Origin of the sequence: Methylophilus flavus, from assembly GCF_042678905.1 — a bacterium.
Taxonomy (GTDB): Bacteria; Pseudomonadota; Gammaproteobacteria; order Burkholderiales; family Methylophilaceae; genus Methylophilus; species Methylophilus flavus.
Genome location: NZ_JBHTLN010000001.1, coordinates 151,989 through 174,143 on the forward strand (window position 1 = coordinate 151,989; position 22,155 = coordinate 174,143).

General features: G+C 50.8%; 18 protein-coding genes and 1 tRNA gene. 5 read left to right on the forward strand and 14 right to left on the reverse strand.

Annotation, left to right across the window (positions count from 1 at the left end):
• Positions 1 to 34: 34 nt before the first annotated feature.
• The 11 genes from ACFQ2T_RS00710 to ACFQ2T_RS00760 all read right to left on the reverse strand — a co-directional run bounded on the left by ACFQ2T_RS00710 (position 35) and on the right by ACFQ2T_RS00760 (position 12,256).
• Positions 35 to 1,651, reverse strand: coding sequence for a GGDEF domain-containing protein (locus ACFQ2T_RS00710; protein WP_379029126.1), 1,617 nt, complete (start codon positions 1,649 to 1,651; stop codon positions 35 to 37).
• 103 nt (positions 1,652 to 1,754) lie between these two features.
• Complete coding sequence (locus ACFQ2T_RS00715) at positions 1,755 to 2,981, reverse strand: cation:proton antiporter (protein ID WP_379029129.1); 1,227 nt, start codon at positions 2,979 to 2,981, stop codon at positions 1,755 to 1,757.
• A gap of 253 nt (positions 2,982 to 3,234) precedes the next feature.
• Positions 3,235 to 4,854 carry a GGDEF domain-containing protein gene (locus tag ACFQ2T_RS00720; RefSeq protein ID WP_379029132.1) on the reverse strand — a complete coding sequence of 540 codons (1,620 nt, stop codon included), beginning with the start codon at positions 4,852 to 4,854 and terminating at the stop codon, positions 3,235 to 3,237.
• 190 nt (positions 4,855 to 5,044) lie between these two features.
• Positions 5,045 to 5,371 carry a hypothetical protein gene (locus ACFQ2T_RS00725; protein ID WP_379029135.1) on the reverse strand — a complete coding sequence of 109 codons (327 nt, stop codon included), beginning with the start codon at positions 5,369 to 5,371 and terminating at the stop codon, positions 5,045 to 5,047.
• 90 nt (positions 5,372 to 5,461) lie between these two features.
• Positions 5,462 to 6,073, reverse strand: a complete 612-nt coding sequence (locus ACFQ2T_RS00730; protein ID WP_379029138.1) for a PqiC family protein — start codon at positions 6,071 to 6,073, stop codon at positions 5,462 to 5,464.
• A 12-nt stretch (positions 6,074 to 6,085) separates the two neighbouring features.
• The gene (pqiB, locus tag ACFQ2T_RS00735) at positions 6,086 to 7,918 is read right to left on the reverse strand and encodes an intermembrane transport protein PqiB (protein WP_379029141.1); all 1,833 of its coding nucleotides are present in this window, start codon (positions 7,916 to 7,918) and stop codon (positions 6,086 to 6,088) included.
• Positions 7,902 to 9,185 (reverse strand): PqiA/YebS family transporter subunit, encoded by a 1,284-nt coding sequence (locus ACFQ2T_RS00740; protein ID WP_379029144.1) that lies wholly within the window; start codon positions 9,183 to 9,185, stop codon positions 7,902 to 7,904. The genes pqiB and ACFQ2T_RS00740 overlap by 17 nt, the downstream gene beginning before the upstream one ends.
• A gap of 158 nt (positions 9,186 to 9,343) precedes the next feature.
• Entirely contained in the window at positions 9,344 to 9,484 is a 141-nt protein-coding gene (locus ACFQ2T_RS00745) for a DUF2474 family protein (RefSeq protein ID WP_379029147.1), read from the reverse strand.
• A gap of 14 nt (positions 9,485 to 9,498) precedes the next feature.
• Positions 9,499 to 10,512: a cytochrome d ubiquinol oxidase subunit II gene (gene cydB / locus ACFQ2T_RS00750; RefSeq protein ID WP_379029150.1), complete on the reverse strand. Its 1,014-nt coding sequence runs from the start codon at positions 10,510 to 10,512 to the stop codon at positions 9,499 to 9,501.
• Positions 10,513 to 11,958 carry a cytochrome ubiquinol oxidase subunit I gene (locus ACFQ2T_RS00755; protein WP_379029153.1) on the reverse strand — a complete coding sequence of 482 codons (1,446 nt, stop codon included), beginning with the start codon at positions 11,956 to 11,958 and terminating at the stop codon, positions 10,513 to 10,515.
• Positions 11,959 to 12,180: 222 nt separating this feature from the next.
• Positions 12,181 to 12,256: transfer RNA gene (locus ACFQ2T_RS00760), tRNA-Asn, on the reverse strand.
• 229 nt (positions 12,257 to 12,485) lie between these two features.
• Here ACFQ2T_RS00760 and ACFQ2T_RS00765 point away from each other — a divergent pair.
• Positions 12,486 to 13,067 (forward strand): hypothetical protein, encoded by a 582-nt coding sequence (locus tag ACFQ2T_RS00765; RefSeq protein WP_379029156.1) that lies wholly within the window; start codon positions 12,486 to 12,488, stop codon positions 13,065 to 13,067.
• A 90-nt stretch (positions 13,068 to 13,157) separates the two neighbouring features.
• Here ACFQ2T_RS00765 and ACFQ2T_RS00770 read toward each other — a convergent pair whose 3' ends face one another.
• Together ACFQ2T_RS00770 and ACFQ2T_RS00775 are read right to left on the reverse strand one after the other, a co-directional pair.
• The gene (locus tag ACFQ2T_RS00770) at positions 13,158 to 14,372 is read right to left on the reverse strand and encodes a pyridoxal phosphate-dependent aminotransferase (RefSeq protein WP_379029158.1); all 1,215 of its coding nucleotides are present in this window, start codon (positions 14,370 to 14,372) and stop codon (positions 13,158 to 13,160) included.
• A gap of 131 nt (positions 14,373 to 14,503) precedes the next feature.
• Positions 14,504 to 15,523: a trypsin-like peptidase domain-containing protein gene (locus ACFQ2T_RS00775; protein WP_379029161.1), complete on the reverse strand. Its 1,020-nt coding sequence runs from the start codon at positions 15,521 to 15,523 to the stop codon at positions 14,504 to 14,506.
• 156 nt (positions 15,524 to 15,679) lie between these two features.
• Here ACFQ2T_RS00775 and uvrB point away from each other — a divergent pair, with 156 nt between their 5' ends.
• Genes uvrB through ACFQ2T_RS00795 form a run of 4 tightly spaced genes read left to right on the forward strand, consistent with a single transcriptional unit; the run spans position 15,680 to position 19,479 of the window.
• Positions 15,680 to 17,713, forward strand: coding sequence for an excinuclease ABC subunit UvrB (gene uvrB / locus ACFQ2T_RS00780; protein ID WP_379029164.1), 2,034 nt, complete (start codon positions 15,680 to 15,682; stop codon positions 17,711 to 17,713).
• Positions 17,710 to 17,976 (forward strand): SemiSWEET transporter, encoded by a 267-nt coding sequence (locus tag ACFQ2T_RS00785; protein WP_379029167.1) that lies wholly within the window; start codon positions 17,710 to 17,712, stop codon positions 17,974 to 17,976. The genes uvrB and ACFQ2T_RS00785 overlap by 4 nt, the downstream gene beginning before the upstream one ends.
• 52 nt (positions 17,977 to 18,028) lie before the next feature.
• Complete coding sequence (galU, locus tag ACFQ2T_RS00790; protein ID WP_379029170.1) at positions 18,029 to 18,898, forward strand: UTP--glucose-1-phosphate uridylyltransferase GalU; 870 nt, start codon at positions 18,029 to 18,031, stop codon at positions 18,896 to 18,898.
• Positions 18,899 to 18,927: 29 nt separating this feature from the next.
• Positions 18,928 to 19,479, forward strand: coding sequence for a hypoxanthine-guanine phosphoribosyltransferase (locus tag ACFQ2T_RS00795; RefSeq protein ID WP_379029173.1), 552 nt, complete (start codon positions 18,928 to 18,930; stop codon positions 19,477 to 19,479).
• Between the two features lie 136 nt (positions 19,480 to 19,615).
• Here ACFQ2T_RS00795 and ACFQ2T_RS00800 read toward each other — a convergent pair whose 3' ends face one another.
• Positions 19,616 to 21,073, reverse strand: coding sequence for an acetamidase/formamidase family protein (locus ACFQ2T_RS00800; RefSeq protein WP_379029176.1), 1,458 nt, complete (start codon positions 21,071 to 21,073; stop codon positions 19,616 to 19,618).
• Positions 21,074 to 22,155 lie beyond the last annotated feature (1,082 nt).

Genomic DNA, 22,155 nt, shown 5'->3' on the forward strand with positions numbered 1-22,155 from the left:
TGGCTAGACGTTTGCCGGAATAAAGCCGGGAAGGTCAATTGGACTGCTGCAAGACGTGCATCATTTCCTTGCGGTCTTTACGCGAGCGCTTGTTCGCGTACATGCGTTTGTCGGCAATGCGCATCAGTTCTGCCGGGGTATTGGCTTCACGCGCAAACACCACGCCCTGGCTGGCACCGGCACCGACAAAGCCGCCGGCTTGCAGCTGCTTGTTGGTGGCATCTACCTGGTGCTGGCACCATTCCACTTCATCTTCGTGGCACAGAATGGCAAATTCATCGCCACCAAGGCGGTATAGCTGCGCTTCGCTGTCGAGGCGCTGGTTGAGGAACAGGCTGAAGTTTTTCAGCAGGGTATCGCCTACATCATGACCAAAGTGGTCGTTGAAGTGTTTGAGGTTATCCATATCCAGGAAGATCAGGCAGCCATACGAGGGGAAATTCAGCATTTTGCTTTCCAGCGCGTGACGGTTGGGGATATTGGTGAGCCGGTCGGTCATGGCGAGTGAGCGGGTATCTTGCAGTTCAATCAGCATGCGCTCTTTGTCTTTGTGCATGCGGTTTATCTGGTAAGCCAACACCAGTGCCAGCAGGATGGCTTCTACCGTCACTGCAATCAGGCCCATCTGTTCTATGGTCCAGATATTGGTGCTGATTTTTTGCATGCTGATACTCATGCCACCCAAAATACCAAATACCGTAATCGCGATTAAATAGAATTGCGCGGTGCGATGTTTCAGCCAGCTGAAATAACTGCCACAAATAAAGCTGAAGCACAGGAAGATCGCAACACCGGTACGGGCCATTTCCAGCATCCAGTTCGGGTTGATCATGGCATTGATCAATAAAACGACCAGGATGGCGTACACCAGTAAGGTGAGCTTATGCAGCTTGGGGTAATGCGTAGCGTTGATGCCGAGCAGGTGGCGGACAAAGCCGACATAGGCCATATTTGAAAGCAGGATAGGCGCACTGCTCAGGTAAAACCAGTGTGAATCTGCCAGTTGCGCAAATGCGCCCAGAGCCGCACCCTGGAACAGCAGGTTGCCTAGGATAAACAGGGCATACAGGCGTTCGGTCGTGTTGCCCGGCGTCATGCCGATGGCGATGTAATAGATAAAAATACCCACCAGCACGCCCAGCATCAGGATCGCGCCTGCCGAGCTTTTAAGCACCTGGTTCAGGTAATCGGGTTCACTGGTGATAAACAGTTCTGGTTGCGCCAGGTAATAAGGCGAGTCGAGCTGGGTAGTGAGCTGGTAAGTGCCGGGTGTCAGGGTGAACTTGCGCCCGTGGCGTAACAGATAAGGGTTAGTCTCGCGACTACTGAGCCCGCCGTGTGCAAGATAGGTTTTGCCATCCGGGGCAGCCAGTGAATGGTTGAAGTTGGCGATGACGGTAGTGTTTTTAAAATCCAGCACATACGCATCAGTGTCAGTAATCGTCAGCGTGGTGTGGCAGTTGAATTTGCCGCCTTCAAGTGGAATATGTGTGACGGGCTGGCCTTGTGCGTTCTGGCACTGGGTTGCACTGAGCGATGGCGCGGCATAGGCTTGGCTGGCTACAAGCAGGCTGATCAACAGCAATAAGCAACGATGTAGTAGTGATGACAACAGCACGGCTTTGCCTTGAACAGTAGGGGTGAATACCATTATGTATGAATCCTTCCCGGTTTTTTTAGGACCTAAAAAGGATTTTCAAGTGTTAGTAATTGTTATTATAGGTTATTTTCTGCGGCAATTCTTTAAATCCGGCTTAGCGGATGGTGGGCGCCGCTGTGCCGGCCCTGGCTTCGATCTGCGGCATGATCCATTTACGGAACATCAGCGGCGTAATCAGGGTGGTCACCACGCCCATCAGGATCAGCACCGAGAACAGCTCCTGGCCAATAAAGCCGCGCTCGTAGGCAATGCTGGCAATCACCAGTTCCATCACGCCGCGGCCATTGAGGATAAAGCCTATGCCCAACGCATCACTCTTCGGCAGGCCGATCAAACGTCCGCCTAGCCATCCGGCTAATATCTTGGTCGCGATAGAGACGACCAGCACCACCGCCACAAACCAGAATGATTCGATGATCTGCACTTTGAATTCCAGGCCCAGGTAAGCAAAGAACACCGGCGCCAGGAACCCGCCAGTGATGGAGCCCAGGGTTAACTCCAATTCTTTGTAGCGGGAGGGCAGGAAGAAATTGCGGTCTATCAACAGCGCACCAAAGAATGCACCAATGACAAAGTGGAAGCCTAGTGCAGCGCTCACCGAGCCAAACACCAGCACGAACAGCAGCAGGATACCGAACAGCGCTTCGTTCCCTATGAGCGCCACCAGTTTTTCTGACCACAGGTGCAGGTTCACGCCTTTATCAATCACCTTTTTGATGATGAGGCTGACGCTGACGATCAGCAGAATCAGCAGGATGAGTTTCCAGCTGGCGTTGAAAATGGCAATGCTGACCGCCTGGTAGGATTTCTGTTCCGGCAGGTTGAGAATCACACCTAACACCAGCAGCGCGGCGACATCGTTAAAAATCGCGGTGGCGACCGAGTAGCGCGCAATATCCGAATCCAGCAGTTTGAAGCTTTGCAGAATGCTGACGGTGACAGGCAAGGCGGTGATAGACACGCATAAGCCTAAAAAGATGGTGCGGCTGACATCCAGCCCAAACGCTACACCGACCAGGATGCCGCCTGTGAGTGGCAGTAAAAAACCGAGCAAGGCAATCACAATGCCTTTGCCGCGCATGGAGTCTATGACTTCCTTGAAATTCATTTCCAGGCCGGCTGATAACACGATCAGGAATACGGCCAGTTCTGAAATGCCTGATAAGGCTGGTGTAGGCGTGATGAAGTTGAGCAGGCTGGGGCCAAGAATGACCCCGGCAACCATTTCACCGATGATAGCGGGCTGGTTAAAGCGGCTAAATACCTGCCCCAGCAGACGGGCGCAGACAATCAGTACAAGCAGGGTAGTAAGTAAAGGCATGACTACTTTCTTTAATACTTGTGCAAGGCACCTGATTGCGTTCGCTTGATTTGTATAGATCCGCTTTTATCGAAAGCCTTTTTTAATGCACAGACTAAAAGGTCTTAAATCCGATACGCTGGTGATGGTGCCTGACGATCAATCTGGTGAGTATAAATCATAAGCAGGCCAGGCTTACAGATTTAAATACAGCCATGCATGTATATTAGACGAAATTAAATCATGTGGCGATTTTTTGCGTGTGCTGCAAATGTTAAGGATGCAGAACCTGCATCATTTCTTTACGGTTCTTACGGATACGTTTGTTTTCGTACATGCGTTTGTCTGCGATACGTAACAAGGCATCAGTTGTGGTGGCCTCGTGTGCGAACACAATGCCCATGCTGGCACCGACCCCGGCAAAGCCTTCTTTATGCAGTTGCATGTGGGTGTATTCGAGCTGGTGCTGACACCACTCGACATCATCTTCATGGCAAAGAATGGCGAACTCGTCCCCGCCCAGCCGGTAAAGCTGGCCATACTCGCTGAGTTTATCGTTTAGTATCCGGCTAAATAGCGTCAGCAGCATGTCCCCGGTTTCATGGCCGAACTGGTCATTTAAATATTTCAGGTTATCCATATCCAGAAACATCAGGCATCCATGTAGCGGCAACTTCAGCAGTTTATTCTCCAGTGCATGCCGGTTGGGGATGCCGGTCAGCCTGTCGGTGAGTGCCAGCGAGCGTGTGTTCTGCAGCTCGACCAGTAATTGTTCTTTCTCGTGATGCAGGCGATTCAGTTTGTAAGCGACCAGCAGAGAGAGCAGGATGGCATGAATCGTCACCGCAAACAGGCCCAGCTGCTCAATGGTGAATATATGTTGGGTCGCATCAGCCGCGCTGATCGCCATCATGCCGAGAACACCAAACCCTAACGTCGCCAGCAGGTAGAGTTGCGCGATGATTTGCCGTTGCATGCTGAGGCGCGCCCCGCAAAACAGGCCAAAAGCCAGGAAAATAACGATACCTGTGCGCGACATCTCCAGCATCCAGTCCGGGAAGATCATGCCGAGCACAATCAGGGCAATCAGCAGGCTGCTGGCGATCAGTGATAGCTGGTACAGGCGCGGCCTGTGAAACTGGTTGATGCCTAGCAGGTGGCAGATAAAGCTGACATAGGCCAGGTTGGCAATCAGCAAGGGCAGGCCAGTCAGGTAAAACCAGTGCCAGTGAAAAAACTGGTTGAATGCGCCCAGTGCGGCGGCGTGAAATACCAGGTTGCCAAAAATAAAGATGGCATACATGCGTTCGGTCAAATGGCCTGGTAATGCACCCAGTGCGGCATAGTAAATAAATAAACCCAGCAGAATCCCCAACAGCAATAAGCTGGTCGCTGCACTGATATTGCTCTGCTGCTGATAGCTGGCCAGGTCGGTGATAGACAGGGTGGGGGCTGTGAGGTAGTAGGGGGATTGCACCCAGGTCACCAGCCGGTAGGTACCGGGATTGAGGCTGACGGTGCGCCCGTGCCGAAGCATAAACGGGTTGTGTTCGTTTCCGCTCAAGCCACCCTTGAGGATACTCAGTAGGTCTTTCTCTTCGCTAAGGTTATCCTTAAGATCGCCATCGCGGAAAATCTCATGCTGGAAGCGGGCAATCGTCGACGTGTTTTTGAAGTCGATCACGTACAGGTTGGCCTGCGTGATTTTCACTACGCTCTGGCAGACAAACTTCCCCCCTTGCAGCGGGATACTGGCGATGATCACGCCTTGCTGGTTGATGCAGGTAGTGCCGAGCAAAGCCGGGGCCGCTGATGCCAGAGGCACCATGCAAAACATCAATGGAATCAGGATGATCCATTGTGTCAGTCGCGTCCATAACCGATATCGATGCACTCTTAGTTTCCCAGTCAACGCTGCAAATCACGGGGCAGTGTACATGAAAAGTTCCCGTGCTATAGGTGGGTGATCTGATTAAGAAAAGCAAAGAATTACTAACGAACGTTGGGTTGGTGATGGCTGAACAGGATATAAAAAAACCGCACTGGAGTGCGGGTGGTGGTTTAGACAAAAAAGGCTGAAAAGCCTAGTTGTTTTTTATCGCGGCTTCGGTCGCTTCATTCGTTTTTTTAGTCTGTGCATTGCTTGCTGCTACTGCATCTCTGGCCGCCTGCACAGCCCCTGCTGCGCTATCCTTATCCGGAGCGGTGCCTGTAGTAGCATCTTGAGAAGTGCCTGTGGCATCAGCCTGAGGGGTGCTTGATGCACCAGCCTGAGCAGGGTCTGCTGTCTCGTTAGGCTGGTCGTGGGCGGACTTGTACGCTTCTTCAATGGTGGTTTCGTTATCGCTACAAGCTACCAACAGGGTCATGCTCAAACCAGCAATGCTTAACAAACGAAAAAATGCGGTCATAAAGGCTCCTAGTTTATTCACTTCAACCAATTAAATCACTTCAAGCTTACAGTGCGCTTAAATCAGAACTCTAATCGACGCCCATCATCGCTATGGCTTTTGCTTTAATTGCGCTGCAATCTGGTCACTTAGCAAATCAAGGTTATTACCCAGTGCGCGCACCAGTGCCGGGTAGCCGCTTTCAGCCAATGGTGTAGTGAATTTGAAAGGCTGGCTCTGTACGGGTTTGCGGTCTGCCGACAGTAACTGCCATTGACCACTGAGCACGGCATAGCCATTTATCTGGCCATGGAACTGGTCTATCGTCAGTTGCAGGCTGGGGGCGTTAAGCGGCGCGCCTGGCAGTGGATCTACTACCGATGTAGCAGGCAAACGATTGGACAGGCGGTTACGTAAACCACGCTGCAACTCCTGGGACAGGTTATCTACCCATAGATGGTCGCGTGCCGGATGCAAGGTGATATCGCTCAGTTGTACCACAATTCTATCGCTGTCCAGGTAATCTGCCAGCTGAATACGGTTAAGGACTAAGGTCTGCCGGGAGGTTACAGCCGGATTATTCTGCTGCACTGCCGTGGAGGCTTGCACTTCAGGCAGGCTGTATCGCTGGCTTTGTATCGGCGGGTTGGATTTCAGGCAGGCGGCCAGGCTCCCTGCCAGGATCAGCATGAGGCCGGTACGTAAGTGGTAGGTCTTTATCATGATGCGGGTTCCTTACGGGTTGGCCGATGCTGGTTGAGGATCAGGCACCTGTGGTGCGTTCTGATTTGCCGGTGCTTGGGGCGTTATTTGATTTGCCGGTGCTTGAGGCACCGGGTCATTTCCTGGTTTGCGGCCAAACAGGATGGCACTCGGCTCTTCATTCAGGGTGCGCGCCAATGGCTGGATATCGCGCAAAGCTTTATCCAGGCGTTGCAGCGTTGCGGTCAGTTCCTGGTAGGCCGGTGAATCAGGTGACAAACCTTTCAGCGTGCTTTGCATTTCCTGCATGGTCTTGTTCAGGTTGGCAGGCATCTGTTGCAGCTCAGGCTGGCTGATAAACTGGTTCACTTGCACGCTCAGCGAGCGGATTTCCTTCATCGTCACTTCAGACTGCTGCAGGTTTTTATCCAGGCCGGAAAGTACAGGTTCTACTTTCAGCTGGTTGAGTTTATCCAGCAGGTCTGACAGTTTCTGTTCGATCTGGGCCAGGCTTGTGGCGCTGGTTGGCAATACCGGCAGACCTTCAAAGCGCTCGCGCTTATAGGGTTTGTGTACTTTTTGATCCATATTCAAATCAACATACACGGAGCCGGTGAGCAGGTTGCCGGATTTCAGGGTGGCATGCAGCCCGCGCTGTAGCATATGACCTATGCGTGTTTTCCATTCTTCCAGGTTTGCCTGGCCGTTATCGGCCAACCGTCCCGGTTCCAGGTGAATCAGTACCGGTATCGCATAGCGGAAATCTTTTTTACGTTCAGGCGAATTGAATTTCCATGGCACACTCATGACGGTACCTATGCGCAGGCCGCGGAATTCCACGGGGGCGCCCTTGTTCAAGCCGCGCACGGTGTCATCCACCAGCAGCACATATTCAATGTACTGGTCGTAGGTTTGCTGGCGTGCAGCCTCTTCATTGGCAAACAGCTCAAAGGTGGTTTCCGAGCGTACCGGTTGCCCCATGGGGATATCATCCGGATGACCAAAGCTGACGCCGCCGGCTATCAATGACTCCACAGTCGGGATATTTGCCCTGAAGCCCTGTGCATCCAGTTTCACGTCTATACCTACGGCAGTCCAGAAGCGCGAATTGTTGGTGACCAATACATCGTAAGGATGCTCGATAAACAGCTCGTGCTGCATCTTGCGCTGTTTGGGGTCAAAGGTAGCGCTGACGACGCGGCCTACGCGCAAACCCTGGTAAGTGACCGGGTCACCGACACGCAAGGCATTGCCGACTTTACCTTCAAGGTTTACATGCACGCCCTTGGCGCCATTCAGTGAAATCGGTGGTTGATCAAGTACCGTAAACTGGTCGGTTTCTTCCAGGCTTTTACCCGGTTGCAGTTGAATATAAGAGCCTGAAATCACGGTATTCAGGCCACTGATGCCCTCCAGCCCGATACGTGGTTTGACTACCCACAATTGGGTATCCTGAACCAGCATGGGTTGCGCTTTAGGCGTAATACGCGCGGTAACTTCGATATGGGTGAGGTCGTCAGACAAAGTCACTTGCTCGATCTGGCCGATATCCACGCTATGCACCTTGATTTTGGTTTTACCGGCTTCAATGCCTTCGGCATTGGTCATGGAGAGCGTGATCTGTTTGCCGACTTTGGTGTAGTTATCATAAGCCAGCCATAAGCCTATCAGCAGGGCAACAACAGGCACGATCCAGATAGGTGAAATTCTGACTTGTTTGTTGACGTTTGCCAGCTGGTGATCTTTTTGTGGCAGCTCACCATCTGGTTGGTTATCAGCTTGCTGATCATTCGATGACTGATGACCTGGCGGCTGGTTTGGCGGCAGCTCATTATCAGGTGGCGGATTATTAGAGTGCTCTGTCATTAGGTTTTCCTTGTGTATCCCACAATAAGCGGGGATCAAATGCCATGGCGGCAAGCATGGTCGTAATCACCACTGCGCTGAATGCCAGCGCTGCAGGGCCGGGTAATACCGACATCAGGTTGCCGGATTGTATCAGTGCCACCATGATGGCGACGACAAAAACATCGACCATAGACCAGCGGCCAATCAATTCGGTAATTCTGTAAAGCCTGGTTTTTTGCTCGGCATTTAACGGGCCTGGGTGGCGCGCCAGCCATAACAAAATGACCAGTATCACCATTTTGATAATCGGCACCATGACGCTCGCAACAAAGATGATCACTGCCACAGGTTCTGAACCATGCTGCCAGAGTTCTATCATGCCGCCAATAATGGTCGAAGAATGACTTTTCCCTAGCGAAGTCGTAATCATCATAGGGTAGGCATTGGCCGGAATATATAATACTGCGGCCGTCAGCAGCAATGCCCAGGTGAATTGCAGGCTGTTGGGTTTGCGCTTGTGCAAGGTACTGCCGCAGCGGATGCAGATAAATGCCGATGCGGTTTGAGTTTCGGGTATGGCGTTGACCAGGCCACAGGTGGAGCATCCGATCACATGCTGGTCTCTGGCGTTAATGCCGCAACGTATGGATGGGTCAGGCGCAGGCTCACCAGCCAGCTTCAACCATAACAGATCGATATCGACCGAGCGTGTGGTCATCAGCAGCAATACGGCAAATACGCAGTATGCCCAGAATGAAGCACCCAGATGCACTTCGCCAATATCGGTCAGCTTCACCAGGCTCACCAGCGCGGCGATAATAAATACATCTGCCATCATCCACGGATGCAGTTGCGAGAATAACCTGGCAATCACATCACTGTAGGCGCGCGGCACTCTACGTAACACGTTAGCCTGCATCAGGATGACACCGATCAGGTACAAGCCGGGCAGGATGATCGCCGTCGCACTCACGATCAGCGCTACCAGTGGCTGGTTCACATTCACCAGTGTCGCCGCGGTTTGCGGCAAGAGAATCTGGCTATCCAGGCCATTGGTATCCATGCTGATAAACGGGAAGGCGACCGCAATCATCAAACTCAATAGGGCAGTGACAGCCAGTGCGATGCTACGCTGCACCGGATGCAGATGCCGCCTTGCCAGCACATGACCACAGCGCGGGCAGTTGGCGTGCTCGCCCGGCCGCAGCACCGGAATCGCGCTGACCAGGTCGCATGCACTGCAGGCACGCAAACGTCGCCATTTAATTTTCTGCTGGTTAGTCATTCGGTCTGGTTGGATTGGTTAAGGCAAAGCTTTATATGGCATGTTAAACGTATAGTTTTTGAACGGGCAAGCATATTTGATCATGCATGCAATCGCAATGCCCATATAGTGATGACCGGAAAATGTAAAAAAGATTCTCAAAACCAAGCTGGCCTGGCCTAGCTGTTGAATCCAGCGGCTTTCATCAATAGCTTGATAAGCAGGCTAAGCAGGGTAAGGGTAGCAATGCTGGCCAGCCAGATCAGCACCAGCCAGCCTAATCTTTTAGCAAAACTGCTTTTTGGTTTTGAGCCTGTCATATGCCCATTCCCTGTTAATGATAAGCCTCATCCGGATTTACCTTGCCGCGGAACACGTAATAGGCCCAGCCGGTGTAAATCAGGATTACCGGGATAATGACCACCGCGCCTATCAGTGCAAACATCTGGCTTTGTGGCGGTGCTGCGGCGGCGTAGATGGAGATATGTGGCGGGATGATATTGGGCCAGATGCTGATGCCCAGGCCCACATAACCGAGCAGGATCAGGCACAGCGTATAGATGAAAGGTGACGTTTCTGATGCAGCCCGCAACGATGCTTGCAGGCGATAAAACACAAATGCCACCAGCAACGGCACCGGCGAGAGAAACAGGAAGTTAGGCATGGAAAACCAGCGTTTCGCAATGTCACTATCCATCAGCGGCGTCCACAGGCTGATGACAATGATGATCACGAACAAAAGGATGGAAACCTGGCGCGAGAGTTTGTAACAGGTCTTTTGCAGATCGCCCCCTGTTTTCATGATCAGCCAGGTAGCGCCTAGTAAAGCATAAGTCACCAGCAATCCCAGGCCGGTGAAAATGGAAAATGGCGAAATCCAGTCCAGTGGCCCACCGGCGTAGGCGTCATTCACGACTTTAATCCCCTGCAGATACGCCCCCAGTGCCATGCCCTGGAAGAAAGTCGCTGCAATCGAACCGCACAAGAAGGCTTTATCCCAGAAATGCCGTTCTTCATCCGTGGCCCGGAACCTGAACTCAAACGCCACGCCTCTGAAGATCAATGCCATCAGCATAAATAACAGCGGCAAGGAAAGCGCACTCAAAATCACGGCATAAGCGAGCGGGAAGGCTGCCAGCAGCCCGGCTCCACCCAGCACCAGCCAGGTTTCATTGCCGTCCCATACCGGTGCCACCGTGTTCATCATCAGGTCGCGGTCATGCTTCTCCTGGAAAAAAGGATAAAGGATGCCTATGCCGAGATCAAAGCCATCCATGATGATATACATCATGATGCCAAACAGGATAATGCCGGCCCATACCAATGATAAGTCCAGAGATAAGTCCATTTATTGATCCTTTTTATCAGTATGACCAGGCGCTGCCGGCACTTTGTTATCCGGGTGAAATTCTGGCGCCACTGCAAACTCATCCACATCGGTGGGGTTGATGGAAATGGCATCACCTTGCAAGGCTTCTCCGGTTTTCGGGCCGATCTTAATTAACCGCAACACATACAAGGTGCCCATGCCGAATAAGGCGAGATAGATCACCACGAATAAGCCCAGGGTAAGCGCGACTTCGCCGGTAGTATGCGGTGTGACGGCGTCAGCTGTGCGCAAAACGCCGTACACCACCCATGGCTGACGGCCGATTTCGGTGGTATACCAGCCAGCCAAAATGGCGACCACGCCGGCTGGGCCCATGGCAATGGCGAATTTCTGGAATGGCGTGCTCTGGTATAACCGGTCTTTGACACGTAACCATAACGAAGTCACTGCCAGCAATATCATCAGCATCCCCAGGCCTACCATAAGGCGGAAGGTCCAGAACACGATGGTTGCATTGGGTCTGTCCTGCGCCGGGAAGTCTTTTAGTGCAGGAATTTGCTCAGTCAGTGAATGGCGTAAGATCAGGCTGCCCAGCACAGGGATTTCAAGCGCAAAATGCGTTTTTTCATTTGCCATATCCGGCCAGCCGAATAAAACCAGTGGTGTTGGCTGACCTGGCGGATTTTCCCAGTGGCCTTCAATCGCAGCGATTTTAGCAGGCTGGTGCTTAAGGGTATTCAGGCCATGCAGGTCACCGATCACGACCTGCATAGGCGCGAGCAATAATATCAGCCATAAACCCATAGACATCATTTTGCGCACGGCAGGATTGTTTTTGCCTTGCAGCAATTGCCAGGCGCCCGCAGACACGACGAATAGTGCGGTTGCCAGATAGGCACCGACCACCATATGCACTAGACGGTAGGGGAAGGAGGGGTTGAAAATAATCTTGAACCAGTCCACCGGGATGACTTTACCAGCGACCAGCTCAAACCCTTGCGGAGTATGCATCCAGCTGTTGGAGGCTAATATCCAGGTCGCTGAAACCAGGGTGCCAATCGCCACCATTACGGTAGAAGTAAAGTGCAAGCCGGGCCCGACTTTGTTCCACCCAAACAGCATTACGCCTAAAAAACCAGCTTCAAGAAAGAAAGCGGTTAATACTTCATAAGCAAGTAGCGGCCCGGTCACGCTGCCAGCCACCGTGGAAAACCCTGCCCAGTTAGTGCCGAACTGGTAAGCCATTACCAGGCCGGACACGACGCCCATGCCAAAACATAAAGAGAATATCTTGACCCAGAAGTGGTAAAGGTCGAGGTAAACGGTGTTTTTGGTTTTTAACCAGCTGGCTTCAAGTACAGCCAGGTAACTAGCCAAACCAATGGTGATCGCCGGAAAGACGATATGGAAAGAGATGGTGAATCCAAACTGAATTCTTGCCAGCGTTAAAGCCAAATCAGACATTCTTATCCTTATGTATCGCGCATGTGCTATTGCTAGTCTCATGCCGAGCGAATGATGACTTACTCAGGAATGTTAACAGAGTGACTAGCGTTATTACATGGAGCCGAATTTATCGAGGATAGTTGCATCCGTGATAAAAGTTAGCGGTAAGGTAGCGGAAAGAATGATAAGACTCGCTGATATGAAAATAGCCTTGCATTTCTGCAAGGCTATTTTTTAATTTGGCTCCTCAACCTGGGCTCGAACCAGGGACCTACGGATTAACAGTCCGGCGCTCTACCGACTGAGCTATTGAGGAATCGGTACGTCGTTTGAAGGCGCTATATTACTGAGAGCGTGCCCCTTGGTCAACCACTTTTTGCGAATTTCTTTATATTTTTCCATGCGCACTTTAAATGCCGGTTTTGCTAATAAACTGTGGATGGAAGTCAAGTGATTTACATGGGTCAGATGCGGTTTTATTACCCAAATGGGTCAATTTTTTATTATGGCAACGTCGTTTATAATGAGCGCAACAGGAGATGATTATGCGTACAGTGTTAGGAACAGTCGTTGCGCTCACCGGTGTGGCGGAAATTGTGGATCAGCATGGGCAACATAAATTGCTGAAAACGGGCGATGCCTTGCATGAGGGTGATCAATTAGTCACTGTCGCTGGCGCTCAGGTGTCCATGCAAGTGGGGAATGGCGAGGTTGTAAATTTTGCCGAGCAACAGGCGATCAAGCTTTCGGAGGTTTTTTCCGCCTCACCTGATGCAGTGGATATTAGTGAGCATGCCGTGAACCCGGCTGTGATCCAGCATTTGCTGGCTGCCTTGCAGAACGATACGATTGATTTGTCGCCACCGCTGGCATCCATGCTGCAAGAAGATACCAGCGCTTTTGTTTCAATCGCGCATGCTTCTATCACCGAGCAGCCATTGTCGCTTGATGCATTGAATATCCATGATGCATTGAATATCCATGATGTACTGGTGTCTGGCGAACACCATGCAGTTGTCTCGCCGACTGTGCTGCCAATTACCCAGCTGGCTGACCTGATGACGCAAACCGCCAGTGCAGATATCGGGTTGCCGAATAGCCCGTTTAAAGACATCCTGAATGACTAAGGGTTAATTCTCAATGACTCGGGATTAACGATGTAAAACTAAAAAAGCGCCAGAGGCGCTTTTTTATTGTCTGCTGAATGCGTCAATAGGTTAAACGATAAGTGCTTTTTCAATACGGTCTAAGGCTTCGCGCAGGTTATCCATGCTGGTGGCGAACGAGATGCGGAAGTAACCTTCGGCACCGAAAGCAGAGCCAGGCACCACGGCCACGTTATGTTCTTCCAGCAAGTATTCAGCCAGGGCCATATCGGAGGTTTCCTTGATCTTGCCAGCCTGGTGCAGGTTGCTGATTGCCTGGCGTGCATCCGGGAAGGCATAGAAAGCGCCGCCAGCCATCAGGCAGCTCAGGCCAGGCATCGCGTTAAAGCGGTCAACCACGTATTTGTGGCGCTCTTTAAACGCAGCGACCATAGGCTTGATACAGTCCTGAGAACCACTCAGGGCTGCTTCAGCAGCATATTGTGAAATCGAGGTCGGGTTGCTGGTGGACTGGCTTTGCAGGATTTCCATCGCCTTAATGATATAAGCCGGGCCCGCCGCGTAACCAATACGCCAGCCGGTCATGGAATAGGCTTTGGAAACACCGTTCAATACGATGCAACGTTCTTTCAACCCCGGTGCTGCATTGAGGATATTATAGAATTTGTCGCCGGTCAGGTTGACGTGTTCATACATATCATCCGTAGCGATCAATACATGCGGGTGTTTGAGCAATACTTCGCCCAGTGCTTTTAATTCTTCAAGGCTGTATACCGCGCCGGTAGGGTTGGAAGGCGAGTTAAACATCACCAGTTTGGTCTTACTGTTAATCGCTGCTTCCAATTGGCTAGGCAGTAATTTAAAGCCTTGTTCAATACCACATTCCAGGATCACCGGTTTGGCCTCAGCCACCATGGCGATATCGGCATAGCTGACCCAGTAAGGCGCAGGAATAATCACTTCATCGCCAGGGTTCAACACGGCCAGGCACAGATTGAAAATGGTTTGTTTGCCGCCTACGCCCACAATCACTTCATTCACGGCATAGTCAAAGCCGTTTTCATTTTTGAATTTGTTAACAATGGCTTTTTTCAGGGCAGGGATGCCGCTGACGGGTGTGTATTTTGTATAACCGGCATCAATGGCTGCTTTGGCTGCATCCTTGATATGCTGTGGCGTATCGAAATCCGGCTCGCCTGCTGCCAGGCCAATGATCGGGCGGCCTTCAGATTTATATCTGGCGGCTTTGGCAGTAATTGCCAAAGTAGGGGATTCTTTGATGGATAAAACACGCGCTGACAGCACGTTGGCGGCAGGTTTGCTCAAAATGGCTTCCTTGTTGATCGGTAGGTGCACAAGCAGGCAGGTGATGCCTGCAAAAAAATGAAAAACGCAACATTTTACGCAAAAATGGAGTGTCTTGGAAGTCAGCGACGGGCGTTTTTTGCCGGTTTAAATCATTGTTTCTGGCAGTTTTTCTCGCAATTCAGGTAATTCTGGTACACAGACACCAGCAAGGGATCAATTTTCTGTAATTGCAGTTCAATATCTTTCACGGTTTTGCTGTCGCCTAATAGCTGGGCGACTTCACCGCGCCTGAACCAGGCTTCCACAAACTGGCCGTCCAGCGTCACGGCTCTCTGGAAAGCATTGGCGGCAGCATCTAATTGTTTCAGGGATTGTTCGGCCAGGCCCAGGCTGAACCAGGCATCCGCATTAGTGACTTCCTGCTGTGTCCAGAGCATGCTGATTTTTTCAAGGTTAGGCCAATCCTGGCGCGACTCTGGCACGGCTGCCCGCATATAATAAGGCTTTTTATCTTCGTCTTCTTCCCACAGGGCTTTACCACGCACCGGAAATTCTGAGCTGGCAGGCATTTTCTCCAGCGTTTCCAGCCACTCTACCGGTAACGCAAAGTGTATGCTGCCACCATGGCCGGCGGTTTTAAACGTATTGATGCCGACCAGTTTGCCATCCATATCAAATAAGCCGCTGCCGCTGGCCCCCATCATGAACTTGGCGCTGCTGCGTATCATATTGCCGGATGGCGTAGGGTAAAGCCCCTGGATTTCACCGATAGAGGTGATGGGGGCAGGCACGCCGTTGGAGTGACCGATGGCGCTGATTTCCTGCCCGCGCACTAGTGCATAGCTGTTGCCGCGTGCGACAGGTTTGAATGGCAGGGTGGGCGAGGTGACCACACACAAGTCATGCCAGACATCGGCACGCACAGTAGTGATCGGATAGTTATCTTCTCCACGCGACACCCAGGGTTGTTTGGTGGCGCGCAACACATGGCAATTGGTGACCACGGTATGGTCCGCGATAATGACGCCGGAGCCATAAGCCATACCGCCATTTTCATTGTAGCCACGTATCATGACCACGCCAAAATAAGCTTCCATCATGGCCTGCTGATTATATGCTTGCGCTGTTGAGGAGAGTAATACGATAAACACCGATAACAGAAGCTTCAAACTATTCCCCGGAGTGATTTGCAGGCATTCACAAAAGGACCATTTGCGCCTGTAAAAGTTCTATCAATAGTATGCGATTTGAAAATGTAAATCACACGCTTGATGAACCAAAAACGGTTAAAATGACACTATTATGTATTTCATCAGATTGTTTTCGTGATCGTCACCTTTCCAGGTAGCAAATTTGAGTTACACCAGCCTTTCCCTCCGGCTGGAGATCAGCCTCAGGCGATTGAAAAACTCACGAAGGGCCTTGAGGACGGTTTGAAGTTCCAGACCCTGCTCGGGGTGACCGGCTCTGGCAAGACCTACACTATGGCTAACGTGATTGCGCGCATAGGCAAACCTGCGATCGTCATGGCGCCGAATAAAACCCTGGCGGCGCAGTTATACAGTGAGTTCCGCGAGTTTTTTCCCAATAATGCGGTTGAGTATTTCGTCAGTTACTACGACTATTACCAGCCTGAAGCCTATGTACCTTCGCGCGACCTGTTTATCGAAAAAGACTCCAGTATTAACGAACATATTGAGCAACTGCGTTTGTCAGCGACCAAGGCTTTGCTTGAGCGTGAAGATGCGGTTATTGTCGCCACCGTCTCTGCGATTTACGGTATTGGTGACCCGGGTGAATATCATGGCATGGTGTTGCATGTACACCAGGGCCTGAAGATGGAACAGAAAGACGTTGTGGCACACCTGGTTGCGATGCAATATGACCGCAACGATTTTGATTTTGGCCGTGGCTGCTTCCGTGTCCGTGGCGATATTGTCGATGTGTTCCCGTCCGAGAACAGTGAAACTGCAGTGCGTATCAGCATGTTTGATGATGAGATCGAGAGTATCCAGCTATTTGATCCATTGACCGGCCAGGTCTTCAATAAAATCCATAATTTCCGTATTTTCCCCTCCAGCCATTATGTGACGGCGCGTGAAGCGACGGTGCGGGCGATGGAAACCATCAAGGCCGAATTACGCGACCGGGTCAAAGTCTACCTGGGTGAAAACAAACTGGTAGAAGCCCAGCGGATTGAGCAGCGTACCCGTTTTGACCTGGAAATGCTGAACGAGATAGGCTTCTGCAAAGGCATTGAAAACTACAGCCGCCACCTGACCGGTCGCAAGCCTGGCGATCCGCCGCCAACATTGATTGATTATTTGCCTGAACAAGCGTTGATGATCATCGATGAAAGCCATGTCACAGTGCCGCAGATCGGCGGCATGTACCTGGGTGACCGTTCACGCAAGGCGAACCTGGTGGATTATGGCTGGCGCCTGCCTTCAGCCATGGATAACCGTCCGCTCAAGTTTGAAGAATTCGAGCGCATCATGCGTCAGTGTGTATTCGTATCAGCCACGCCGGCAGATTACGAAAAGAATCACCAGCAGCAGGTTGTTGAAATGATCGCGCGGCCTACCGGACTGGTTGACCCGAAAATCATTGTCAAACCGGCAGATACGCAAGTCGATGATTTGCTGGGCGAGATCAGGGAGCGTGTCGCGGTGGGCGAACGCGTGTTGACTACAACCCTGACCAAACGCATGGCAGAAGACCTCACAGATTACCTGTCCGAGCATGGCGTCAAGGTACGTTACCTGCACAGTGATATCGAGACGGTGGAGCGGGTGGAAATTATCCGCGATCTGCGCCTGGGCGAGTTTGATGTGCTGGTGGGGATCAACCTGTTGCGTGAAGGCCTGGATATTCCGGAAGTATCGCTGGTCGCGGTGCTGGACGCGGACAAGGAAGGCTTTTTGCGTTCGGAACGCTCACTGATCCAGACCGCAGGCCGTGCCGCGCGTAACCTGAATGGCAAGGTGATTTTTTACGCCAACAAGATCACACGCAGCATGAAGCTGGCGATGGATGAAGCTGATCGGCGGCGCACCATTCAGGAAGCTTTCAATAAAGAGCATGGCATCGTCCCTAAAGGGGTGACCAAGCGCATTAAAGATATTATTGAGGGCGTATACGACAAGGATGAGGCGCATCGTGAACGTAAAGCCGCGCAAGAGCAGGCCAGTTATGAAAGCATGAGTGAAAAAACACTGGCCAAAGAACTCAAGCGGATTGAAAAAGCCATGCACGACGCAGCCAAAAACCTTGAATTTGAAAAAGCGGCCCAATTCCGTGATCAGTTCAAAAAACTCAAGTTGCAGATGTTTGGTGCCGAAGTAGAAGATTTGAAATGATTGCGTTAAATACCTGTATTGGCGCGATAGCCGCTATCTGCACTACAGTAGCATTTGTGCCACAGGTGATTAAATCGTGGCGCACGCGAGATTTAAGTGGTATCTCGCTGCCCATGTACACCATTTTTACCATAGGTGTTATTTTGTGGCTGGTTTACGGATTATTGATACGCGATTGGCCAGTGATTATTGCCAACGCGATCACGGCACTACTCGCAGGTGTGGTTCTTTTGTTAAAATTGAAATCAATTGCACAGTGCTAATGTCAGATTAATTTTACTTATTTTATAACTAGAAATTTCTTAGGATACGACCATGAAAAGAATTACAAAAGCAGTGTTTCCTGTTGCCGGGTTAGGCACCCGCTTTCTACCGGCGACCAAAGCCAGCCCCAAGGAAATGTTGCCCATCGTAGATAAACCACTGATTCAATATGCCGCTGAAGAAGCGATTGCCGCAGGTGCTACAGAACTGATCTTCATCACCGGTCGTAACAAGCGTTCGATTGCCGATCACTTTGACAAAGCCTACGAGCTGGAAGCCGAGCTGGAAGCCGCCGGTAAACAAAAATTGCTGGATATCGTACATAGCATTTTGCCTAAAGGCGTGAGCTGCGTGTTTATCCGCCAGTCACAAGCGCTGGGCCTGGGCCATGCGGTGTTATGTGCAAAACCGGTAGTCGGTGATGAGCCATTTGCCGTTTTACTTGCCGATGACTTGCTGTGCGGCGATGTATCGATTACCAAGCAAATGGTCGATGTCTATGAGCAAAACCAATGCTCTATCCTCGGCATTGAAACTGTTGCGCCCGAAGAAACCAGCAGCTATGGCATAGTGGATGCGGTTGCAGAAACTGACGACCTGCTGTTAGTGAAAGGAATGGTTGAAAAACCAAAACCGGAAGAAGCGCCTTCCAACCTGGCAGTGGTTGGCCGTTATGTATTATCACCACGTATTTTTGAATGCCTGGAAAAAGTAAAACCAGGCAAGGGTGGTGAAATCCAGCTGACTGACGGTATTGCTGCTTTAATGGAATTTGAAAAGGTGAAAGCCTACCGCTACAAAGGCAAACGCTATGATTGCGGCAGCAAACTGGGCTTTATGCAGGCTAACGTTGAGCTGGCATTAAAGCATCATGAAATTTCCGACAGCTTCAGGGAGTACCTGAAAACACTGGATATTTAATTCCCTATCAAGTCAACATACAAGTCACTATGCAAGATCCCCACACCCAGTCGCCCGACTACTGGCTTGCCAATTCTGACGTCGTATTTACTGAAGCCGAGGTAACGCAGGCATTGGACCGCATGGCCCATGCCCTGCACGAAAGGCTGGCCGGGCAATCCATCTTGCTGTTGTGTGTGATGCGCGGCGGGCTATATCTCGCCGGGCAGCTGATGCAAAGGCTGCAACTGCCTGCGCGCCTCGATTACCTGCAAGCGAACCGCTACCACGGTACCTCAGGCAGTGACATTGTGTGGGCCAAGGCGCCGGAATTTGACTTGGCCGGGCAAACTGTGGTGGTGCTGGATGATATTCTCGATGAAGGTATTACGCTGGCTGAAGTGGTGCGTCATTGCCAGCAGGCGGGGGCAAAGCAGGTGCTGACCGCCGTACTGACTGACAAAGATAATGGCCTGACAAAACCACTCAAAGCAGATGTCGTAGGCTTAACAGTACCAAACCGCTATGTGTTTGGCTGTGGCATGGATGTGTATGGCTGGTGGCGGAATCTGCCCGAGATTCGTGCACTAAGAGTGGCTTAAGGAATCGTGGCAGTTAAGGATTCAATGCCAGGAAATTCAAGAAGCCGATGCTGAGTGTAAAAAACAGCACCGGCTTTTTTTATTACCATAGCTGGCTGGCAAACCCACTATTAAACTCGTATAGCCAGCATTTCAATCAGGTTTTGCGTGGCGGGAAAATACTTTTCTTCACCAATGCATGTACACCCCAGTTGCCATCCACTACCTGCGTAATCCCGAAGTCCACGGCAATCGACATCAGTGAAATGGCTTCATCCTCGCTTAATCCTTGCGTACTCATCAGGAAGTCGCGCATTTTCCGGTAAGCATCCCGCAAGGCTAAATCCACTGAAGACTTGGCAAAAATACTGTTCTGCGCATCCGGCCCCAGATCAGCCAGGTAATTAGGGTAGCTGAAACCATGCAGCAACCATTCATCCTGCGTTTCCAGCAACGGGTACTTCAGGCTTTCCAGAGGCGTGCCGGGCAAGCTGGCTTTTTTATGCAAAATCAGCTGGAAGGTGCCGGTGAGCGAACATTCAATGGCGGTACCACACAACTCGGAATCGCCTTGTGACGCATGCGGATCACCCACCGAAAACAATCCGCCTGTAACGGAAACCGGGTAATACAAGGTAGCGCCTTTGCCTATGCGCCAATTGTCGATATTGCCGCCGGTGTAACTTGGTGGAATCGAGTTAACCATATCTACTTCGGCAGGTGCCACGCCCATGGTGCCAAAGTGCGGACGGATAGGTACGCGCACGTTTTTCAGTACGTTGTGGTTTTCCTGTATGGTCTTGTGGTCCACCGGCACGCCAGGGTAATCAATGATAGGGTGCACCACGCCGAAAGGGTCGGTCTGCGGCGTCCAGCGGAAGTTATACACCGCACTGGCGTAGTTTCTTTCACCGGTTGCATCTACTTCATAAATAGTGATGACTTCGCGTTTCTTGGGTTCTTCCACTGTATCGCCATAGTGGAATCCCCACCAGGCTGCCGCATTACTGCCAAATGCTTTGCCTTTGTAAAGTGGATTTGCACTGGCCCTGGGTGTGACATCTACAATACGCACTTCCAGTATGTCGCCTGGCTCAGCGCCCTTGATGGCAACTGGTCCGGTGCAGATATGCACGCCCAAACCGCCACCGGCTCCGACCTTGGCATTCATCGCCCCAATACCGCGGCGATCCACCCCTTTGCGCTTGCTGTCCCAGTAAAACACGCTTTCCGCACCAGGGTCGCCGCGTACCATACGCTCGGCGTCATCATTGGCGTGATGGGTAAGGGTTTCCAGCGTGACATAATCGCCGGATTCAACTTCGATCAATGGTTTGAGTGATTTGCTGAAAAAGCCCCAATGCACAGTTTTATCATTGGCTGGCACATAATAATGGCTGGCCCGCCCGGCGCCAGCACCTACCTTAGGGCTTTGCGCGAATGCACTTTGAGACATCGTAATTCCCAACGCGCCTAGGGCAGCTGTACTGCTGCCAACAGCAAATGCATCTTTCAGAAATGATCGCCTGGCCTCATGAAACTCTTCTTTGATCAGCCCCTCATTTTCCGGGGTAATGCCATGATTACAACCGGGACTGCAAGTATGATCCGCCATATTAAAAGACTCCACTGAGTTAAAGATACATAAATACTTTTATTCAAAATCACAGATTCTGAATTCATGGTCGTGGGCGGATGGCGGGTTGTATGCGAGTTCCAGTACTGCACAGGTTAACCATCAGCCAAGCATGTTAATGGTGCTCGTTGATGACCCTATGCTCGCACCTAAGCTATTGTTTATTAATACGTTAAACAACGTAGGCAATCAGGAATACTGGGGGGAAGAAAGATGTTTTTGCTGGAAGGGTTGGTGTTATGAGAGACTTAAGCATCCAGACCCACAAAAGAAAAAGGCACCTATGCAGATGCCTTATAAACTCGGAGAGCCATACATTCCAAGAATCGGGGAAGGGCTGATTCGCCCAGGTTGAAACAAGTTGCCTCATCTCAGCCTGTCCTAGTTGGCAAATAGCCCTTAGCTAGAATGCAGGGAATCATTAATTGTGTATATGGGAATTATTCCTGAATAATGATAGTTAGCCCCATCCTTTAACACCCAAAAACTCCTCCCAAGTGATAGACCAAATAAAAATTAATGAGAATATATAAACCAATGCTATGAATCCCACAGCTTTAGCAAGACGGATTAATTTAACTTTCATATAAGACGGCTCCTGAGTGTTATTTCTCCACATCTCTGCGCTTACCCATGTGGGGTTTTTGCTTTATCTGTAGTCAGGAGAAGAACATATACGTAGAGTTAAGCCAGAACAATATTGTGACAACGATAAGCACTGTACAGACCGCTATGGTTACTGAGCTAATGTATTTAAGCTCAGAGTTACTACTGGCAATTACAGGGCTGTCTAGCCTCTTCTGCAAGAGGTTAATGAGTAACGCACTAGGTAACACCACCATTATAAAAACCACAATGCAGGTAACTAGGCTCAGATACGCCAAATCAATTAAATCATATAGGTGATCTTCAGAAGTTCTGGAGTGCCATTGTATAAACTTCAATTGCAAGTTATACCCTGCAATTAAGGTTGAAGTCAGTAGCAGTAATACATAGCTCCATTTATTGCTAGATAGATTCATTAACTATACCTCCCTTGTTGTTTGCCCCGATTGTAAGTA